This window comes from Porphyromonas sp. HMSC077F02 (assembly GCF_001815465.1).
GTDB lineage: Bacteria > Bacteroidota > Bacteroidia > Bacteroidales > Porphyromonadaceae > Porphyromonas_A > Porphyromonas_A somerae.
In genome coordinates this window covers 28,926-45,911 of the sequence record NZ_KV820640.1, presented here as the reverse complement: position 1 = coordinate 45,911, position 16,986 = coordinate 28,926, and the positions used below count along the sequence as shown (strand labels likewise).

17 protein-coding genes are annotated in these 16,986 nt (G+C 50.0%); 9 read left to right on the top strand and 8 right to left on the bottom strand.

Annotated features, from left to right (window positions below; translation table 11 throughout):
* Positions 1-621 precede the first annotated feature (621 nt).
* The 9 genes from HMPREF3027_RS02965 (at position 622) to nqrF (ending at position 8,788) form a co-directional block, all read left to right on the top strand.
* On the top strand, positions 622-1,347 hold the full coding sequence (locus tag HMPREF3027_RS02965; protein WP_083317483.1) for a tRNA threonylcarbamoyladenosine dehydratase: 726 nt from the start codon (positions 622-624) through the stop codon (positions 1,345-1,347).
* Between the two features lie 4 nt (positions 1,348-1,351).
* Positions 1,352-2,020 carry an ABC transporter ATP-binding protein gene (locus HMPREF3027_RS02960; protein ID WP_210400669.1) on the top strand — a complete coding sequence of 223 codons (669 nt, stop codon included), beginning with the start codon at positions 1,352-1,354 and terminating at the stop codon, positions 2,018-2,020.
* Positions 2,021-2,023: 3 nt separating this feature from the next.
* The gene (locus tag HMPREF3027_RS02955) at positions 2,024-2,692 is read left to right on the top strand and encodes a ComEA family DNA-binding protein (RefSeq protein WP_070706935.1); all 669 of its coding nucleotides are present in this window, start codon (positions 2,024-2,026) and stop codon (positions 2,690-2,692) included.
* 141 nt (positions 2,693-2,833) lie between these two features.
* A complete protein-coding gene (locus HMPREF3027_RS02950; RefSeq protein ID WP_070706933.1) occupies positions 2,834-4,186 on the top strand; it encodes a Na(+)-translocating NADH-quinone reductase subunit A in 1,353 nt (450 codons plus the stop codon).
* A gap of 46 nt (positions 4,187-4,232) precedes the next feature.
* Complete coding sequence (locus HMPREF3027_RS02945; RefSeq protein WP_070706932.1) at positions 4,233-5,450, top strand: NADH:ubiquinone reductase (Na(+)-transporting) subunit B; 1,218 nt, start codon at positions 4,233-4,235, stop codon at positions 5,448-5,450.
* A 48-nt stretch (positions 5,451-5,498) separates the two neighbouring features.
* Entirely contained in the window at positions 5,499-6,200 is a 702-nt protein-coding gene (gene nqrC, locus HMPREF3027_RS02940; RefSeq protein WP_070706931.1) for an NADH:ubiquinone reductase (Na(+)-transporting) subunit C, read from the top strand.
* A gap of 9 nt (positions 6,201-6,209) precedes the next feature.
* Positions 6,210-6,842, top strand: a complete 633-nt coding sequence (locus tag HMPREF3027_RS02935) for an NADH:ubiquinone reductase (Na(+)-transporting) subunit D (RefSeq protein ID WP_070706930.1) — start codon at positions 6,210-6,212, stop codon at positions 6,840-6,842.
* A gap of 45 nt (positions 6,843-6,887) precedes the next feature.
* Positions 6,888-7,502, top strand: a complete 615-nt coding sequence (gene nqrE, locus HMPREF3027_RS02930; RefSeq protein WP_018029020.1) for an NADH:ubiquinone reductase (Na(+)-transporting) subunit E — start codon at positions 6,888-6,890, stop codon at positions 7,500-7,502.
* Between the two features lie 32 nt (positions 7,503-7,534).
* The gene (gene nqrF, locus HMPREF3027_RS02925; RefSeq protein ID WP_021902884.1) at positions 7,535-8,788 is read left to right on the top strand and encodes an NADH:ubiquinone reductase (Na(+)-transporting) subunit F; all 1,254 of its coding nucleotides are present in this window, start codon (positions 7,535-7,537) and stop codon (positions 8,786-8,788) included.
* 76 nt (positions 8,789-8,864) lie between these two features.
* Here the strand turns inward: nqrF and HMPREF3027_RS02920 are convergent, their stop codons facing one another.
* The 8 genes from HMPREF3027_RS02920 to HMPREF3027_RS02885 form a co-directional block, all read right to left on the bottom strand.
* Entirely contained in the window at positions 8,865-9,320 is a 456-nt protein-coding gene (locus HMPREF3027_RS02920) for a nucleoside deaminase (protein WP_070706938.1), read from the bottom strand.
* Positions 9,313-9,549 carry a ribbon-helix-helix domain-containing protein gene (locus tag HMPREF3027_RS02915; RefSeq protein ID WP_070706929.1) on the bottom strand — a complete coding sequence of 79 codons (237 nt, stop codon included), beginning with the start codon at positions 9,547-9,549 and terminating at the stop codon, positions 9,313-9,315. Before HMPREF3027_RS02915 ends, HMPREF3027_RS02920 begins: the two co-directional genes overlap by 8 nt.
* Before the next feature lies 1 nt (position 9,550).
* A complete protein-coding gene (locus tag HMPREF3027_RS02910; RefSeq protein WP_246830511.1) occupies positions 9,551-10,297 on the bottom strand; it encodes an acyl-ACP thioesterase domain-containing protein in 747 nt (248 codons plus the stop codon).
* A gap of 3 nt (positions 10,298-10,300) precedes the next feature.
* On the bottom strand, positions 10,301-11,659 hold the full coding sequence (gene hisS / locus HMPREF3027_RS02905) for a histidine--tRNA ligase (RefSeq protein WP_070706924.1): 1,359 nt from the start codon (positions 11,657-11,659) through the stop codon (positions 10,301-10,303).
* A 13-nt stretch (positions 11,660-11,672) separates the two neighbouring features.
* On the bottom strand, positions 11,673-12,224 hold the full coding sequence (locus HMPREF3027_RS02900) for a nitroreductase family protein (protein ID WP_070706922.1): 552 nt from the start codon (positions 12,222-12,224) through the stop codon (positions 11,673-11,675).
* Positions 12,221-12,841, bottom strand: coding sequence for a riboflavin synthase (locus HMPREF3027_RS02895; protein ID WP_070706920.1), 621 nt, complete (start codon positions 12,839-12,841; stop codon positions 12,221-12,223). Before HMPREF3027_RS02895 ends, HMPREF3027_RS02900 begins: the two co-directional genes overlap by 4 nt.
* 22 nt (positions 12,842-12,863) lie before the next feature.
* A complete protein-coding gene (ppk1, locus tag HMPREF3027_RS02890; RefSeq protein WP_070706918.1) occupies positions 12,864-15,044 on the bottom strand; it encodes a polyphosphate kinase 1 in 2,181 nt (726 codons plus the stop codon).
* Between the two features lie 497 nt (positions 15,045-15,541).
* Positions 15,542-16,762: a uracil-xanthine permease family protein gene (locus tag HMPREF3027_RS02885; RefSeq protein ID WP_070706916.1), complete on the bottom strand. Its 1,221-nt coding sequence runs from the start codon at positions 16,760-16,762 to the stop codon at positions 15,542-15,544.
* Positions 16,763-16,986: the final 224 nt, after the last annotated feature.

The window sequence follows — 16,986 nt, the reverse complement described above, 5'->3', positions numbered from 1 at the left end:
CACCCCAAAATATACTCTAGGGGGCAAACTTGGGCTAGGGGTTAGGTTTTGGTATTGTTGGAAATAAAAGCTATCTTTGTGATAGGAAGGGAGCCAGAGGGCTACCGATTAAGGGAGGAGAAATATAGAGACAACGTGCGTCGAGCAAATGCGAAACTCATCAATATATTACAGTTCCGAGATCATTGGACTGATGTGATGACTGGCCTCGACTGTCTTCGGGCAGTGTACTCCTTGTGGGTACCGGTGGATTTCAGAGCATTAGCCATCCTCAAATCCTTAATTTCGGAGTTTTTACAATTTCCTCGGCGCACGCCTTATATTAGTCAGCAGTGAGTTCCTAAGACTCTCCCTGCTGACTATTTTTATGGTGGGGGCTTTCTGGAGGGGCTACCGATGTGAGGGTACCTATATCGGACAAGTCGGACAGGTCAGACAGGTCAGACGAGTCGGACACCTTACTAGAGCACCCGCCAGGGTGCTGCGACCGAAGCGTGCTTGTGCCAGATGATATGAAACCCCTTCGGGGTTTTCTTTGATGATCATCTCCCGTTTCGGTAAGGACACATATATATAGGGACTATGTCGGGTGGCAAGGTTTATTTTATTACCTTTGTGGATATGAATGAAGAGAGAGAGTGGCAGAGCCGAACGGAGTTGCTCCTCGGTAGCGAACAACTGGAGAAGCTACGGGGGAGCCATGTGCTTTTGGTGGGTCTTGGCGGTGTAGGAGGCTATGTTGCCGAGATGTTGGCTCGCACGGGGATTGGCAAGCTGACGATTGTGGATAGTGATAGCGTCCACAGTAGCAATATCAATCGGCAATTGATTGCACTGCACAGCACTATCGGGCGGGGCAAGGCGGAGCTTTGGAGCGAACGGATTAGGGATATCAACCCCGATATAGACTTGGAGATGAGGGCTCAATTTGTCCGCGATGAGGATACATTTGAGCTACTTGATGCGGTCCCTTATAGTTTTGTGATCGATGCGATTGATACGCTCAGCCCCAAGGTGCACCTGATTAAAGCCCTTGTGGAGCGTGAGATCCCTTTCGTGAGTGTCATGGGCACGGGGGCGAAGTTGGATCCTCGCCAACTGAAGATAGGGCGGATGGACAAAGCGAAGAACTGCCCGCTGGCACGTATGATTCGGAAGCGACTAAGGCGTCTGGAGGTATCGCTAAAGTTTCCCGTGGTTTACTCTGAGGAGTTACCCCACGAGCATGCCATTGTAGTGACAGAGGGGGAACAGAATAAGAAGTCGATCACTGGGACGATTGCCTACAATCCGGCCGTTGCTGGTTGCTATGCCGCTTATGTAGCTATTGACCATCTGATAAAGTAGAGGAATGCGAGCAAAGACACTGATCAAAGTGGAGGATCTTCACAAAAGCTTCGGGAAGCTGGAGATCCTAAAAGGGATAGATATGGAGGTGCAGGAGGGGGAGATTGTAGCGATTGTAGGTGCCAGTGGGGCGGGAAAAACCACGTTGCTACAAATCATTGGCACTCTGGATAAGCCTGACCGTGGAAGTGTAGAGATCAACGGGGTGAAGGTGCACCAGCTTAGTCGTGATGAGCAGTCGGACTTCCGCAATCGGCAGATGGGCTTTGTCTTTCAGTCGCACCAGCTTTTACCCGAATTTACAGCGGTGGAGAATGTGGCTATCCCGAGTATGATTGCTGGGGTAAGCAAGAAGGCATCGCTTGCGAAGGCGAGAGATATCCTTGACAAACTGGGCATGAGCCATCGCCTTGAGCATAGACCAGCCAAACTGAGTGGTGGGGAGAAGCAGCGAGTGGCGGTGGCAAGGGCACTGATCAACGACCCACTCCTGATCTTGGCAGATGAGCCAACGGGGGCACTCGATAGCGACAACCGGCGAGAGCTTCATGCGATCTTTCACCAATTGAATGAGGAGGAGGGTCAGACGTTCCTAATCGTTTCACACGACCCTCAGATCTCAGCTGTCACCCACCGCACCATCAAGCTAGAGGATGGCATTATCAAAGAGTAGGATATGGGAGGGATCACAAAAGGCGATCGCAAGATGCTCATTGGGCTACTTGTATTGCTACTGGGGCTGATCGTCTACGTCTATTTTAGTGGACAAAGTAGTGCCAGTGTAAAGAGTAATGAGGTGCAATCTTATCAGGTTCGCGATACTATATATATTGAGACAAAGAGCCCCTCGGACACGCTGCAAGCAGAGCCAAAGACAACGGCTAGCTCTGCCCCTATCCGCACATCACGATACCCTGGCCCACCAGAACGTGCCCACTACCCCAAAAAGCTAGAGAAGGGAGCCACGATAGATCTCAATAGTGCCGACACCCTTCTTCTGACCCGAGTACCAGGGATTGGCGCCTCATTTGCTCGACGGATCTACAAGTATCGCGAGCTGCTAGGTGGCTACTACGTGGTGGAGCAGTTGCAGGAGGTTTATGGCATGGATCGGGAGCGATACGATCAGATTGCCCCTTTCTTTCGGATAGAGACCGCCCCCACCCCACTCGCCATTAGCCGAGATAGCATCCCTCGCCACCCCTACCTCCAATGGCGGCACACAAAAGTGCTCAAGGAGATACTCCGCAGTGGCCAAGAGCCCACATGGAAAGCCCTGATGGAGAGCGGACAATTCTCCACCGACGACTCCCTTCGCCTCGCCCCCTACCTCCCCCTCAAGTAGCCTTGGGATAATGCTTTTTCACACTTTCCCCTCTAATAGTAACGAGTAAAGCCACAAAGTTTCGGAAAAAGGTGTGGGTTACTCTAAAAAATAGTAAGTTTGCAAGGAATAATACTTTAATAAGTTTCTTATAAGAACTATATGGCTAATGTTATTAAGACCAAGAAAGGACTCGACATCCGCCTTGTGGGAGAAGCTCCCAAAGTAGAGGTGAGTGTAGGAGAAGTCCATTCGTACGGTGTATCGCCCGACAACTTCCCTGGGTTTGTGCCTAGGCTAGAGGTGCAGGTAGGTGACCGTGTACAAGCAGGCTCGCCACTGCTTTATCACAAGGAGGCGCCAATGCTCAAGCTGACAGCCCCTGTTAGTGGTGAGGTGACCCAAGTGTGTCGTGGTGCGAAGCGCAAGATCCTCTATATTGAGGTGAAGCCCGACACGACCATTGAGTACAAGCAGTTTGATACTCAAGGCATTGAGAGCAAAAGCACCGAGGAGGTGCTCGCTCTACTCGGTGAGAGTGGCTTTTTGGCACTCTTCCGCAATCGCCCTTATGATAGAGTAGTGGATCCTACCAAGACGCCAAGAGACATCTATGTAACGGCTTACCAGAGTGCTCCATTGGAGGGCGATGCTCTAGAGCTCATCGCAGAGGATAAGCCCTATCTACAGAAGGCGGTAGATCTACTCAGCCGTTTAACCATCGGCAGGGTACATATCAGCACTAAGGCTGGCAGTGGCCTCTCTCTTACCAACTGCGAGATCCACGAGATGCAAGGCCCTCACCCTATTGGCAATGCAAGTGTGGTGATCAATCACACAAGGCCTATTAATAAGGGGGAGAATGTTTGGGTTATCGGCATCACTGAGCTGGCTCTACTTGGTCGCTTCCTAGCTACTGGCAAGGTAGACTTGAGCCGTAAGGTGGTATTTGCTGGCTCTCGCATGGAGAGTGCTGGATATGCTAAGGTGATCGCTGGTGCCGATGTGGCTCAGCTTTGCCAAAACAAGCTGGATACTAAGCACGGAAAGGTTCGTCTAATCGATGGCAATGTACTCACTGGCACTCAGGTGATCGGTGACTACCGACACCTCAGCCCATTCCACAGCCTGATCACTGCTATCCCAGAGGGTGATGAGACTAATGAGCTATTTGGTTGGGCCTCCATTAGCCCTAAGCGCTTTAGCGTCAATAGGAACTATCCAAGTGCATTCTTCGGCACCTCACGACCTCACGACCTCGACGCCCGCATCAAGGGTGGTCCAAGAGCGATCATCGTGAGCAACGAGTACGACAAGGTCTTCCCACTCGATATCTACCCTGAGTATCTGATCAAGTCGGTTATCGCTTTTGATATCGACAAGATGGAGGAGCTAGGCATCTATGAAGTGGCACCAGAGGACTTCGCACTTTGTGAGTTTGTGGACACCTCCAAACTGGAGCTCCAATACATTATCCGCAAGGGACTAGACCAACTCTACAAGGAGCTCAACTAGTCTACTGAATGGAATATAAAGAATAACGATATAAGGATTTACTGCTTTGAACGGTTTAAGAAAATATCTAGACAAGATCAAGCCCAATTTTGAGAAGGGTGGCAAGCTATCTGGCTTGTGGTCGACCTTTGAGGGCTTTGAGACCTTCCTCTTCGTTCCTAATACGACGAGCAAGCGTGGTGTACATATCCACGATGCCAACGACTCTAAGAGGACGATGATTATAGTGGTATTGGCATTGATCCCCGCACTCCTATTCGGAATGTACAATGTGGGGTACCAGCACTACTTAGTGACAGGTCAAGAGATGGGCTTCTGGCCTATCTTCTGGTACGGTTTCCTTGCTGTACTGCCACAGATCATTGTGAGCTATGTAGTGGGACTAGGCATTGAATTTGCGGTGGCCCAATACAAGCACGAGGAGATTGCCGAGGGCTTCCTCGTTTCAGGCTTGCTGATACCTATGATTGTACCTGTAGAGACTCCACTTTGGCAGATCGCTGTGGCGACTGCTTTTGCCGTGGTATTTGCTAAGGAGGTCTTTGGTGGTACTGGCTACAATATATTCAATGTAGCACTGGTGACCCGTGCCTTCCTATTCTTTGCTTACCCTGCTCAGATGTCGGGTGATAGCGTATTCATTCGCACAGGCAAAGCCTTTGGCTTGGGTGGCAATGCCGCTACAATTGATGCCTACACTGGTGCTACTCCTCTCGGACAAGCTGGTCTAGCAGAGGGCACTCCCGTGATTACCAATGCTATTGGCGAACCTATCGGCACAATGGACTATTTTATCGGACTAATCCCTGGCTCTATCGGTGAGACCTCTACTATTGCGATCTTGATCGGTGCTTTGCTACTCCTCATCACTGGGGTGGCTAGCTGGAAGGTGATGGTTTCGGTATTTGGTGGTGGCTTCCTTACCGCTCTGCTTTACAATGCGATCGGCGGTAATGGGGTGATGCTTCTCCCTGCCATTGACCATATACTTCTAGGTGGCTTTGCCTTTGGTGCCGTATTTATGGCTACCGACCCAGTCACCTCGTCTCGTACCGAGACAGGTAAGTGGATCTATGGTCTATTGATTGGCTTCTTGGCAGTATCTATTCGTGCCCTCAACCCTGGTTATCCAGAGGGTATGATGCTGGCTATCTTGCTGATGAATATATTTGCACCACTGATCGACTACTATGTAGTGGACGCCAATGTACAGAGACGACTCAAGCGTACCAAAGCAGCCACTGCAGCTGTAGAGAGTAGGTAATAGGGAGTTCACTCCTATTTATATAAGTAAGAGACGGAATAAAAGACAATGAATAAAAATAGTAATACCTACGTCATTCTCTACTCTGCTATCATGGTGATCTTGGTAGCAGTAGGGCTTGCCTTTACCTCACAGGCACTGAAGGATAAGCAGACAGAGAATGTCAATAAAGACACTATGGCACAGATCCTAGCGGCACTTAAGCTGTACCCTGAGGATGTGCCTGCCACATACCATGCCGTGATCAAGGAAGCGTTCTTGATAGATAAGGATGGACAGATCGTACCCGATAGTGAGGGGACGGATGTTCAGGACAAGGCTTTCACCAAAGACCTCGCTGAGATCAGTGACGGTACAGCTCCTGTATTTGTAGCCGACGTTGATGGCACTACGAAGTACATACTTGGTCTTCACGGAGCTGGGCTTTGGGGCCCTATCTGGGGCTACATTGCACTCGATGACGATGCCAGCACAGTCTATGGAATCAACCTCTCCCACGCTAGTGAGACGCCAGGTCTTGGTGCTGAGATCGCTAGCTACGAGCACTTTAGACAACACTTTGAGGGACTTGAAATCTACAAAGATGGCAACTTCAAGAGCATCGCAGTAGTGAAGAAAAGTACTAAGGTAGAGGGACAAGACCGCGTAGATGGCATCTCGGGAGGTACCATTACCTCCAACGGAGTCAATGATATGCTCTTCAACTCCCTTTCGATCTACCGACCCTATCTAGACACTCTAAGAAAGTAACATCTCATTATGGCACTATTTGATAAAAAGAATAAAGCAACCTTGCTGGACCCTATCAGCAAGAATAATCCTGTGGTGGTACAAGTCCTGGGTATCTGCTCGGCACTTGCTGTCACCAGTAAGCTAGAGCCAGCCATCGTGATGGCACTCTCTGTAACAGTGGTGGTGGCCTTTGCCAACGTGATTATCTCACTACTCCGCAAGACCATCCCCAATAATATTCGTGTGATCGTACAGCTAGTGGTAGTGGCTGCCCTTGTAACCATCGTGAGCGAGGTGCTGAAGGCGTATGCCTTTGAGCTTAATAAGCAGCTCTCGGTATTTGTGGGACTGATCATTACCAACTGTATCTTGATGGGGCGACTAGAGGCCTTTGCGATGACCAATAAGCCTTGGCCCTCCTTCCTTGATGGAATTGGCAACGGACTTGGCTACGGACTAATCCTAGTGATCGTTGGCTTTTTCCGTGAGCTCTTTGGCTCTGGTACGCTATTGGGATATCAGGTAATTCCTCAGAGCTTCTACGATGCTGGTTATGTCAATAACGGCCTCTTTATCCTACCCCCTATGGCACTGATTATTGTGTCAGTGATCATTTGGGTACACCGCAGTATCAATCCTGAGCTACAGGAGGAGAATTAATATTAGTAAGTGAATACACGAACATCAATAGATAATATCTAAGATATGGAATATTTAAGTCTATTTGTCAAGTCCATCTTTGTGGACAATATGGTCTTCGCTTACTTCCTTGGGATGTGCTCCTACCTTGCCATCTCCAAGAATGTCAAGACCTCTTTGGGCCTAGGCGTAGCGGTGACTGTAGTACTGACACTCACCTTGCCACTCAACTGGCTACTCGAGAATTATGTACTCAAGCCAGGGGCACTTCAGTGGATCGATCCTAGCCTTGCCGAGGTGGATCTCAGCTTCCTTAGCCTGATCATCTTCATCGCCGTGATTGCTGCCTTCGTGCAGATCCTCGAGATGGCGGTGGAGAAGTTTAGCCCCTCACTATACAATTCGCTCGGTATCTTCTTACCCCTTATCGCTGTGAACTGTGCCATCCTTGGTGGCTCACTATTTATGCAGCAGCGCGCATTCCCCAATATCGGCGAAGCAGCAGTTTATGCCTTCGGTTCAGGAATTGGTTGGCTACTTGCTATTGTAGGTCTGGCCGCTATCCGTGAGAAGATGATGTACAACGACACTCCAAAGCCACTCCGTGGTCTAGGTATGGCCTTTATCATCACAGCACTGATGGGTATCGCCTTCCAGGCTTTCTCAGGGCTCAGCATTTAAGGAAACGAAATATCTAATAAGCGAATATTATAATGACATTCTTAGCAATTTCAACAACCACGATAATCGTCAGCACAGTGGTGTTCCTAGTGACCATACTGTTGCTCGTGGTACTATTGCTGCTAGCACAATCCAAGCTAGTAGCCTCGGGTAATGTCACCATTACCGTCAACGATGACAAAAAGCTAGAAGTACCACAAGGTGGTAGCCTGCTCACCACACTACAAAATCAAGGGGTATACCTTTCAAGTGCCTGTGGTGGACAAGGTACCTGCGGGCAGTGTCGCTGCCAAGTGGTAGATGGTGGCGGTGAGATTCTCGCTACAGAGAAGCCTCACTTTACCCGTAAAGAGATCAACGACCACTACCGTCTCTCCTGCCAAGTAAAGGTAAAAGAAGACCTTAAGATCAAGGTACCTGAGGAGGTCTTTGGTGTGAAGGAGTGGGAGTGCGAGGTGATTTCCAACCGCAACGTGGCTTCCTTTATCAAGGAGTTTGTAGTGAAGCTTCCTGAGGGAGAGCACATGGAGTTCAAGGCTGGTTCGTACGCACAGATTAAGATTCCGAAGTACGATGTTAAGTACTCCGATATGGAGATTCAGGAGCCTTTCAAGGCTGAGTGGGATAAGTTTAATATGTGGGGTCTGACCGGTAAGAATACCGAGGAGACTGTACGTGCTTACTCTATGGCCAACTATCCTGCAGAGGGTAACATCATCACCCTCAACGTACGTATCGCTACCCCTCCATTCGACCGCAAGAATGGTGGTTGGATGAAGGTGCCTCCTGGCATTGCTTCTACCTATATCTTTAGCCTAAAGCCTGGAGATAAGGTGATGATGTCGGGCCCTTATGGTCACTTCCACATCCAAGATACCGATGCCGAGATGCTCTATATCGGTGGTGGTGCAGGTATGGCTCCACTCCGTGCTCAGATCTTGCACCTATTCAACACCCTCAAGACAGGGCGTAAGGTATCTTACTGGTATGGTGCTCGATCCAAGGTGGAGATCTTCTATGAGGAAGACTTCCGTAAGCTAGAGAAGGAGTTCCCTAACTTCTCCTTCCACATTGCACTATCGGCAGCTCTGCCGGAGGACAATTGGACAGGCTATACTGGCTTTATCCACCAAGTGATCTACGATCATTACCTCAAGGATCATCCAGCTCCTGAGGATATTGAGTACTACATGTGTGGTCCTGGTCCTATGGCGGCTTCTGCACTGAAGATGCTCGATGATCTGGGCGTATCACGCGAAAGCATCTTCTTTGATGACTTCGGTTGATCCCCTGATCAATATTGAAAACAATCGGGCGTCGCTGATAGTTCAGCGACGCCCGATTGTTTTTAATTGCCTCTATTTATCGGCGATGACGGAAAAAGTCACGCATTAGAGAGGCACACTCCTCAGCTAGGACACCACGGGTAACCAGGGTAGAAGGGTGGAGGAGATCATCGGCAAAGCGTGTATTGCCCGTCTTGGGCTCGTCTGCTCCCCACACCACTCGCATAAGGCGGCTATGGCGGATAGCACCGGCACACATCACACACGGCTCCACCGTCACGTAGAGTGTACAATCGGGCAGTACCTTACTGCCTAGATAGTTTTGAGCCGCCGTAAGGGCGATCATCTCGGCATGGGCAGTGACATCCTGTAGCGTCTCTGTAAGGTTGTGCCCCCGCCCTATCACCGTATCGCGAGAGACAATCACTGCACCGATAGGTACCTCTTCAGCCTCATAGGCAAGTCGAGCCTCCTGCAGTGCCTGCTGCATAAAGTATTGATCCGAAAAAGGGGCAATAGGTTGCTCAGTCATCATCAGAGAGATCTTGGTCAAAAAGCGTAGGATAATTGGCATTGAGCTCCCCCAGCACATGAGTCATCACAATCTTCCGAATCAGAGCTGAGCGACTACTGTACTTGTACTTCTTCACATAGTAATTGATCATCTTCTCCTCCTCCTTTGAGAAAAGGATAGTGACCCTCTCCGTGCGAGGATCCTGCTTTACCATTGGCGGTTTGATCTTTTTCACCTTCTTTGCCATCCTACTTTCTCACTATCATTAGTTGGAAACAGACCGCCTCCTCATGCTCTATTTGGACATAGTCTACCGGCCCCTCCGAGTAGTGCTTCACCAGAAGTTCATTGCCCAGTCGTGCCTCCTTTACAAACCTCAGATGAGCCTCCGCCATCTCCTCCTCTATGATATGAGCAATGGGGAGAGCATCCATGGCGAGAGAGATCCAGACAGAGGAATTGACGTGCCGATTGATATCCAAGTCGGAGTAGCGTACCTTGTGAAAGTAGACAGAGCGGAGCTTCGCAGCCATCTCACGATCCATAAGGCGGCGTGGAATATCGGGAAGCTCCAGGTCGGGGAATGAAGATCGGACAGAGCGGTCCGTGAGTAGGGTATCGATAGGCAGTGGCATTCGCTTCCGAATATCAATCCCTATCCATTTGGTAAAGGCACTTGCCACCAGCCGACCTCCCTGCTCCAAGGTAATGACACGATCGGTAGAGATACCCACCCAGTCCGTCACCCCCGTGGTAATGGTGAGTGGGTCCACCCCTATAGGGTGGAAAAATCGGATACTCATACGGCTAAGTACCCAGCTAGCTCCGTGTGCCATCAAGTGGTCAATTCCATAGCCGAAGTGAGTAGCATGCTCACCCGCCACATGTATCATCCTACTCACCAATTGGCTCAGCGGATACCGCCCCCTCAGGTCAAGGTGAAATGGCCACAGCTCCAGCTGCATACTCAGTTTATGATCCGAGATCGTCTCCACTTTCTATCGTACCTTAGCAATCAATGCATCTAGCGAAAGGGCACTTTGCTCGCCACTCTCCATATTCTTCAGAGTGATGGTCTTATTTTGCACCTCCTCCTCACCAACGAAAGCGACGTAAGGGATCTGAAGGGCATTGGCATAGCTCATCTGCTTCTTGAGCTTCGACTCCTCGGGATAGAGCTCTACGGCGATCCCCTCCTTGCGCATCAGAGTGAGGAGAGGAAGGATATAGCGCACCTCTTTATCCCCAAAGTTGACAAACATCAGACGGGTACCCGAAGTAGCCTCCTTTGGATAAAGGTCTAGCTGATTCAGCACATCAAAAATACGATCGGCACCAAAGGAGATCCCCACACCACTCACACCATCTAGTCCGAAGACGCCAGTGAGGTTATCGTATCGACCACCTCCCGTGATGCTACCAATCTCCACATCATTAGCCTTCACCTCAAAGATAGTACCAGTATAGTAGTCCAATCCTCTAGCGAGCGAAAGGTCAAGAACCACCTTATTATAGAGCGGTGTGAGCTGTAGCATCTCAAAGATATAGCTCAGCTCTTCTATCCCCTTCTGCCCTACCTCACTTTGGGCAAAGAGGCCACTCATCTTTTGTAGCTTCTCCTCATTAGAGCCCTCAAAGTTGAGGATAGGGTGTAGCTGGTCGCACGCCGCCTCGGTGATCCCCTTGGAGAGCAACTCCGAGCGAACCCCTTCCCAACCAATCTTATCTAGCTTATCAATCGCTACAGTCAGGTCAATGATATTCTCAATGCCTAAAGTCTCACCAATAGCTGTGAGCAACTTGCGATTATTCAGGTGGATAGTAACGGAGATATTGAGACGGTGGAAGACCGTATCAATGATACGAGTGAGCTCCACTTCATGGAGAAGGGAGTCAGAACCGATCACATCGGCATCACACTGAAAGAACTCCCTGTATCTCCCCTTTTGAGGTCGATCGGCACGCCAAACCGGCTGTATCTGGAAGCGACGGAAAGGGAAGGTAATTTCATTGCGGTGCTGCACCACATAGCGGGCAAAGGGCACCGTGAGGTCGTAGCGTAGCCCTCGGTCGCATGCACGAGCTGCAAACTCAGCAGGGTCTATCGTAAGCAGTTCCTCCCGATTAAAGCCCTTAAGGCTATCCCCACTATTGAGGATACGGAAGAGTAGTTTATCCCCCTCTGCACCATACTTCCCAGTAAGGGTGGAGAGATTCTCCATTGCGGGTGTCTCTATCTCCCTAAATCCATAGGTGCGGTAGACACTCTTAATGGTATCAAATATATAGTTGCGTTTCGCCATCTCCTCAGGTGAGAAGTCGCGCGTCCCTTTAGGTATTGAGGGTTTTTGTGCCATAGTCTATCTCTATTTATTTTGAATTTTTATTGTAAGAAAGGAGCTCCGATAGGGGTTTACGCTTCTTGGCTCTGAGCTCCTGAACCGAGTAGCCAAGGGAGATCACTAGAGGGAGCTTCTTGCCTCTCGACACCCCTAGTACTTTGCGAAGCTTACGCTCATTGACCCACCCCATGATGCAGCTACCAAGTCCCTCCTCACGTGCTGCAAGGGTAATGTAGCTAGCCACAATCCCTATATCATACGCAGGTAAGTGCTTATTGAGGAGGAGCGAACCCGCTTTGCCCGCGGCATTGGGCGACTCCTCCACCAATACTAGGAGGACAGGTGCCGTCGCTGCAAACTTATTCATTCCTGGTACCAAAGGGGTTGTGAGTGTCGCCGCCACCTCAGCACGAGTGGTAGGGTCATCAACCACGATAAAGTGCCACGGCTGAGAGTTGGTAGCCGAGGGAGCCAAGCGGGCCACCTCCAAGATGCGCTCTATCACCTCTCTAGGTACAGGGCGATTCTCGTCGTACTTCCGATCACTCTGCCGAGTGGCAGCTAAATCCTGTAGGCTCATGATTGCTGAATCTCTATGATGCGGGCAAGGTATTTGCCAATGATATCAAACTCCAGGTTGACCCTTTTACCCACCTCAAGTGTCTTGAAGTTGGTATGCTCGATGGTATAAGGGATGATTGCCACTTCAAAGCTATTGGGCGTAGAATTCACCACCGTGAGGCTCACCCCATTGACACAGACAGAGCCCTTCTCTACCGTCATATAGCCACGCAGAGCCATCTCCTTGGGGACACTGTACTCAATGCGGAAATAGTGGCTTCCCTCCGCCTCGCGTATCTCGGAACATACTCCAGTAGTATCCACATGCCCTTGTACAATATGGCCATCCAGTCGACCATCCACCGTCATACTTCGCTCCAGATTGACCAAGTCCCCAGGCTTCAAGTCGCCTAGATTGGAGCGCTGTAGCGTCTCAAGTATCGCCGTAACGGTGTAGCTACGCTCCTCCAAGTCAATGGCCACTACCGTAAGGCAGACACCATTGTGCGAGATACTCTGGTCCACCTTCAGCTCCTCCACGAAGGGGGCCGTAAGGGTCAAGTGTACATTTTCCGTTCCTTCCTCTCTCACCACTCTCACTACAGTGGCTGTGCTTTCTACTATTCCTGAAAACATATCTTATTTCTCTATCAATTGTTTACTTCTTTTGTCCAAAAATCAGCTGCCCAAGCCAGCTCTGTTTGGTACGAGGGGTACGCTCTAGGCTAGGCACTTTTACCTGCTCCTCTGGTAGGTGACAAGTAGTGAAAGGGGGCAGATGATTAAAATCCTTCACCACCCGATACATCTCCTCTTGCGTCCGAATAGCCTTTTCAGGATGGTCACGCTTAGGGATATTCTCTAGTTCGGAAGATAGATAGGTAGCCTTCACATTGTCACTGAGGCAGAGGTCCAATACCTTTCCTAAGAACTCCTTAATCTCGGGAGCCAAAACCGGGGCACCACACTCTATCCGTCGGTAGAGATTGCGGGTCATCCAATCTGCCGAAGAGACGTAGTAGCGCTCCTCACCCCCGTGGTAAAAGTACCAGATACGTGCATGCTCTAGGTAGATATCTAGCAGACGTATCACCCGGATATTTTGGCTAAATGGTTGGCTGGGGATCACCCTACAGATACCACGAACTAGGAGGTCAATCTCCACTCCCACCTCCGACGCCTCATAGAGCTTATTAATCACCCCTTGCTCCTCTATAGAATTCATCTTGAGCACCATTCGTGCCTTTCTCCCCGCCTTCGCCTCGGCAATCTCATAGTCGATCAATTGGTAGATCTGCTCCACCATGCCGTAGCTAGCCACGAGGAGATGCTCAAAGGTATGCGTGGTATCGCCCTGCTCCAAGAGGAGGAAGAGTTGCGAAAGATCGTACGCCAATTCTTGCCGACTGGTAAAGACCAGTACATCCGAGTAGAACTTCGCTGTCTTTTCATTAAAGTTGCCCGTGCTAAAGCAGGCAATGCCACACTTCCCTGGCACCGCCTCTGGGTGAAACTCTATAAAGCAAGTCTTGGCATGCACCTTAAGCCCCGGCAGAGAGTAGAGTATCTTGACGCCGTGGCGGATCATCCGCTGAGCGGTTTGCAGATTATTCTCCTCATCAAATCTCGCCTTCAGTTCCACAAAGACCGTCACCTCCTTGCCTTGCGTAGCCGCCTTTATCAGTGCATCAATCACCTCCGAATCCTCCGCCACACGATACTGCGTCAGCTTGATCCCCTTCACTCGAGGATCAGTAGAAGCCGCCTGTAGTGTGCTCAGAAGGTAATCAAAACTAGTATAGGGCACAAAGATCGCTTCGTCTTGCCTAAGGAGGTGATCCAACTTATTTGGGCACTGATCCCATCTGTAGTGAGGGATAGGGGTATGGTACTGCTGCTCATACTCAGGTCCTATCGGATTGGGTAGCTTCCGAAGGTCTTGTAACTGCAGGTGACGACGACTTGGCAGCAGCACCTCCGGTCCTAGCTTCAATGATTGAACCAATTGCTCCAGCACCACCGCCGGCATCATATCATCAAATTGCAGGCGCGTCACCGCACCAGTCTTACGCTTAGATATCTGCTCCTCTATATGCTCCGCCAAGTCAATACCGCCCGCCCCTTCATCGAGCTCTATATCGGCATCACGGGAGACCTTAAAGCTATAAGAACCAAGCACGTCGTAGCCCACAAAGATCTTATCCAGACCAGCACGCACCACTTCGTCCAAAAAGGTAAAGGAGTAACGACCCTCAAAGTCGGGTAGTCGCAAGAAGCGAGGAGCCTTGGTAAAGGGTAGCTTAATCATAAAAATCCTCTTCTTGCTATCCGAATGGCGACGTACATAGACTGCAAGGTAGATTCGCTTATCCCGTACAAAGACATTCATAAGGTTGGGACTCACCAGCACCGGCTGAAGGTAAGGAAAGACCTCCTCCTCAAAATATCGCTCTACAAAAGCACGTATCTTACCAGTAAACTCCTCCGCATGGGTAAAGACCTTCACCCCCGCCTCAAAGAGGTCTGGCACCATCACCTCCTCCCACGCCTGCCGAAATAGCTCCTCCTGCGACTTCACCTCATCGGTAAGTGCCTTAAAGCTCTCACGCTTCAGGCTAACCTCTGCTTTATTCCCCTTTTTGATAGCCCGCTCCAGTGCCATGCGGTTACTCGCCACACGCACCTGATAAAACTCCTCAAGGTTCGATGAAAATATCGAGAGGAAGCTGATCCGCTCGTATATCGGCACACTCTTATCCAACGACTCCTGTAGCACCCGCTTATTGAAAGCGAGCCAACTGATGTCCCTATCAAAATATCTCCTCTTCTTACCCTCCATAAGTCATCAAACCATTTAATAAATAACTACCTCCACAAATTTACTAAAACTTTAGCTATAATCTGAACGAAGCTCCCGCAAACCACGGTTTATGCATTAGAAAGCTTAACAATAGGTATTAGATTTGGTTGAACGAATTGTCTATAATGGGTCTATAAAGACATAAGAGCACCCGCCAGGGTGCCATTCAGATAGCCCCCGTGTCGGAGGGGGCAAACGCCCCCGAACGACCGGCGGGGAAAAAGGCACGGTATATGTCATCGACCCTTGCGGTCGTACTTGGATAGGCTTGTGCGGCCACAAGGGTCGTAGGTTTTTGACCCCTCAACACCCGCCGGTCTTCGGCTCTCTGAGCCTCGACCGGGGGCTAGCTGAGTGGTACCCTATCGGGTGCTTTTTTAGCACCTTCTCTCAGAGGTCCTTCCTAACGATAAGTTCCCTATTTAAAAATATCTAATCCGTGCCCCCTGCTCGCAAAGCGGGAAAAGGCTTACGAGTTACTGCTCCTTAGGCCGACGGTCGGCTTCGGTCTCTGGGAGAATTAGGTTGAGGAGCACCGCAATGATCGCTGAAAGGCCGATGCCACCGAGTGTAAAGCGGCCCATACTCAGCACCGCCCCGCCAATACCAGTTGTGAGGGTCACAGAGATGATCACAATATTCCGAGAACTAGAGAGGTTTACACGGCTATTGAGGAGGTTATTGATCCCCGCACCAGCGATAGTACCAAAGAGCAGTAGCATAATCCCGCCCAAAATCGCCGTATCAATACTCTTAAGGAAGGCACTTACCTTGCCAATCATAGAGAAGACAATCGCCGTAACAGCCGAAATCCTCAGCACCCGAGGAGCTGTCACCTTCGTCAGCGACATCGCACCCGTTACCTCCGAATAGGTAGTCACAGGAGGGCCACCAAGAAACGAAGCTACCAAGCAGGCCAAGCCATCGCCCAGCATCGTACGGTGTAGCCCAGGATCCTTCACGAAGTTTTTGCCCGTCACACTATTCACCACATAAATATCCCCAATGTGCTCAATCACAGGTGCAATCGCCACCGGAATCATATAGATAATCGGTGCCCAACTAAACTTTTCGGGAAAGGTGAGCTGTGGAAGCGAAAACCACCCTGCCGCCTCAATACCACTAAAGTCAATATCAAAAAAGATAAGGTCCACCAAATACCCCACAATGATGCCACAAAAGATCGGGATCAACTTAATCAGCCCTCGACCATAAAGCGTCACCACAATAGCCGTCGCCAATGAAATCGCCGCCAAAGGCCAATTTCCCTCAGCCATCTTCACCGCCGAGCTAGAGAGCGAAAGCCCAATCAGCATAATCACAGGACCAATCACCACCTCCGAGAAGAGACGATTGATAAACTTAGTGCCAAAGAGTTTGATCAGTGCCGACATCACAAAGTAGACAAAGGCAACGCCCGCAATTCCCAAAAGGGCACCACTCAATCCATAGAGCTCCGTAGCACTCACAATCGGTGCAATGAAAGCAAAGCTACTACCGAGGAAGATAGGCACTTTACCTTTCGTTACCAGGTGAAAAATAAGCGTCCCTATACCTGCCGAAAAGAGGGCAGCGGAGGGGTCAAGCCCCACCAGCAGAGGCACCAAGACAGTGGCTCCAAAGGCAACAAAAAGATACTGCACACCCACCACTACCTGGCGTGTGGGGCTGAGTTGGTCGATAGGCGAAGTAGACATAGCTTGCGAGACATTTCAATGGTTAATAGCAATTAAAACTCCACAAATCTACCTAATCACCGCCATTGTACCAACTCTTTAACCCCCTATTTTCTCAAAAAACGCCCATATAATAAAGTCCCTAACCGGACAGGTTGGGCAGATCGGACGAGTCGGAGGCAGAATGGTTTGTGTGATCGTTATGCCCGACGAGGTGGCTTTTAAGAGTACCCTCCGCAGATGAC

Excerpts from the sequence above, each read along its gene's own strand:
- HMPREF3027_RS02950 (WP_070706933.1), top strand. The coding sequence starts at position 2,834 with ATGGCTAATGTTATTAAGACCAAGAAAGGACTCGACATCCGCCTTGTG.
- HMPREF3027_RS02895 (WP_070706920.1), bottom strand. The coding sequence starts at position 12,841 with ATGTTTTCAGGAATAGTAGAAAGCACAGCCACTGTAGTGAGAGTGGTG.
- nqrF (WP_021902884.1), top strand. The coding sequence starts at position 7,535 with ATGACATTCTTAGCAATTTCAACAACCACGATAATCGTCAGCACAGTG.
- HMPREF3027_RS02920 (WP_070706938.1), bottom strand. The coding sequence starts at position 9,320 with ATGACTGAGCAACCTATTGCCCCTTTTTCGGATCAATACTTTATGCAG.
- HMPREF3027_RS02915 (WP_070706929.1), bottom strand. The coding sequence starts at position 9,549 with ATGGCAAAGAAGGTGAAAAAGATCAAACCGCCAATGGTAAAGCAGGAT.
- HMPREF3027_RS02960 (WP_210400669.1), top strand. The coding sequence starts at position 1,352 with ATGCGAGCAAAGACACTGATCAAAGTGGAGGATCTTCACAAAAGCTTC.
- nqrC (WP_070706931.1), top strand. The coding sequence starts at position 5,499 with ATGAATAAAAATAGTAATACCTACGTCATTCTCTACTCTGCTATCATG.
- hisS (WP_070706924.1), bottom strand. The coding sequence starts at position 11,659 with ATGGCACAAAAACCCTCAATACCTAAAGGGACGCGCGACTTCTCACCT.
- ppk1 (WP_070706918.1), bottom strand. The coding sequence starts at position 15,044 with ATGGAGGGTAAGAAGAGGAGATATTTTGATAGGGACATCAGTTGGCTC.
- HMPREF3027_RS02955 (WP_070706935.1), top strand. The coding sequence starts at position 2,024 with ATGGGAGGGATCACAAAAGGCGATCGCAAGATGCTCATTGGGCTACTT.
- HMPREF3027_RS02900 (WP_070706922.1), bottom strand. The coding sequence starts at position 12,224 with ATGAGCCTACAGGATTTAGCTGCCACTCGGCAGAGTGATCGGAAGTAC.
- HMPREF3027_RS02965 (WP_083317483.1), top strand. The coding sequence starts at position 622 with ATGAATGAAGAGAGAGAGTGGCAGAGCCGAACGGAGTTGCTCCTCGGT.
- HMPREF3027_RS02935 (WP_070706930.1), top strand. The coding sequence starts at position 6,210 with ATGGCACTATTTGATAAAAAGAATAAAGCAACCTTGCTGGACCCTATC.
- HMPREF3027_RS02885 (WP_070706916.1), bottom strand. The coding sequence starts at position 16,762 with ATGTCTACTTCGCCTATCGACCAACTCAGCCCCACACGCCAGGTAGTG.
- nqrE (WP_018029020.1), top strand. The coding sequence starts at position 6,888 with ATGGAATATTTAAGTCTATTTGTCAAGTCCATCTTTGTGGACAATATG.